2 protein-coding genes and 1 pseudogene are annotated in these 2,025 nt (G+C 67.7%); 1 reads left to right on the forward strand and 2 read right to left on the reverse strand.

Annotation, left to right across the window (positions count from 1 at the left end; all coding sequences use genetic code 11):
- Positions 1 to 379 (reverse strand): annotated as a pseudogene (locus G3N93_RS38485) (chloride channel protein); the annotation flags it as partial.
- A gap of 103 nt (positions 380 to 482) precedes the next feature.
- A complete protein-coding gene (locus G3N93_RS38490) occupies positions 483 to 1,550 on the reverse strand; it encodes a YeiH family protein (RefSeq protein ID WP_206135376.1) in 1,068 nt (355 codons plus the stop codon).
- A 112-nt stretch (positions 1,551 to 1,662) separates the two neighbouring features.
- Between G3N93_RS38490 and G3N93_RS38495 the strand changes: the two genes are divergently transcribed.
- Positions 1,663 to 2,025, forward strand: a 363-nt coding sequence (locus G3N93_RS38495; protein ID WP_206135377.1) for a LysR family transcriptional regulator, incomplete at its 3' end; no start/stop codon positions are given.

Genomic DNA, 2,025 nt, shown 5'->3' on the forward strand with positions numbered 1-2,025 from the left:
TCAGCGACGACACGCTGCGCCACAGGCTCTGGCGAACCGGCACGACGCCGTTGCCGAGCGCGACCGATTCCATGTAGTCGGTCTTGCCGGCCTTCTTGTCGCCCCGCATCGCGAGCAGCAGCACGCAGCCGGCGAGGAAGCCGCCCGCGGCCGGCATCCAGAACCGCACGTACCAGGGCAGGCGCTTGGCCATCTGCACGAAGCTGCCGCTTTGCCCGGAGATCAGGTGCTGCATCAGGTCGATGCCTTCGCGGAACGCCATCGTGGCAAAGGCGCCGCCGACGCCGACGATGGCTGACCAGATCAGCATCGTATGGGCGTCCGACAGGCGGAACAGCGTTTGGGCGCGAGTGCGCAGCTTCAGCAGGAACGAGAGCACGGCTGAAAGAGGGCGATGGAAAACGACGCGAAGCATAGCACTGCGCCGCGCCCGCGGGACCATCCCGTCGGGCGCGGCGCGCGAAGTGTCACGGGCGGGCAACTCAGCCAAGCCAGTGCTGCACGGCCCAGGTGATCCCGTAGCCGCCGGCGATCAGCCACACGTACAGGATCAGGCCGGTCATCAGCGCCCGGGGGCCGGCTGCGCGGATCTGCGCGACGCGGGTTTCGATGCCGAGTGCGGTCATGGCCATCGTCAGCGCGAAGGTGTCGAGCACGTTCAGCGTGTGGGTGACGTCGGTGGGCAGCACGTTCAGCGAATTGACGATCACGAAGCCGAGGAAGCCGAGTGCGAACCAGGGCACGGCCACCTTGCGCTTGCCTTGCGCGCCGCCGGCAGTCGCACGTGCCGAGCGGGCCAGCCACCAGCCGAGCACCAGCAGCACCGGCACCAGCAGCATCACGCGGGTCATCTTGACGATCGTCGCGATGTGCGCGACCTGCGGGCTGATGTCGCTCGCCGCGCCGACCACCTGCGCGACCTCGTGGATCGTGCCGCCGAAGAACAGGCCGAGGCCGGCCGGATCGAGGTTCAGCAGCCCGGCGTGATACGCGATCGGGTACAGGAACATCGACAGCGTGCCGAACAGCACGACGCTGCCGACTGCCATCGCGCTCTGGTGCGGCTTCGATTGCAGCGTCGACTCGAACGCGAGCACGGCGGCAGCGCCGCAGATCGCGCTGCCGGCGGCGGTCAGCAGGGCCGAATCGCGGTCGAGTTTCATGATCTTCATGCCGGCGCAGGTGCCGATCACGAGCGTGCTGACGACGACCAGTACCGACACCGTCAGGCCCGGCAGCCCGACCTGCGCGATTTCCTGCAGGCTGACGCGCAACCCGAAGAACGCGACCGCGATGCGCAGCAGCTTGCGTGCGGAGAAGTTGACGCCGGCCGCCCAGCTGGCCGGCATGCCGTCGCGCAGCGCATTGCCGTACAGCGCACCGGCGACGATGCCGACGATCAGCGGCGACAGGCCGAGCCCCGCGATCGCGGGAAGCTGGGACAGGCTCGTGACGGCGGCGGCGAACAGCGCGACGAACAGCACGCCGTTCAACTGGCCGCGCATCGACGGCGCGGCGGGGCTGAGATGGGGAGTCGGAGCAGTGGACATGGAAGCACCGTGATGGAGCGTGTTGCGATGGTGTAATCCTAATTTCGTTATATCGATATGAAAAATTGTGATTTGTGACGTAAACTATCCGGAAAGCCGATAATTTATCCCCATGACCCCGGATCAACTGATAACGTTCGCCGCCGTCGCCGAGCACCTGAACATCAGCCACGCCGCCGTGGCGCTGCATCTGTCGCAGCCGGCCGTGTCGGGCCAGTTGCGGCTGCTGCAGGACGAATTCGGCGAGCCGCTGTACCAGCGCGAAGGGCGCGGCATCCGCCTGACCCCGGTCGGAGAACAGCTCGCGCAGTACGCGAAGGCGCAGCGCGACACCTTCGCGCAGGCGCGCGCGTTTCGCGACGCGGTACGGGGCCTCGAGGCCGGCACGCTGCGCATCGGCGCGAGCACCACGCCCGCGAGCTATCTGTTGCCGTACCTGATCGCGGCGTTCCAGCCGCGCGCGCCACGCGTGGCG

The organism is Burkholderia sp. Se-20378 (genome assembly GCF_017104665.1).
Lineage (GTDB): Bacteria > Pseudomonadota > Gammaproteobacteria > Burkholderiales > Burkholderiaceae > Burkholderia > Burkholderia lata.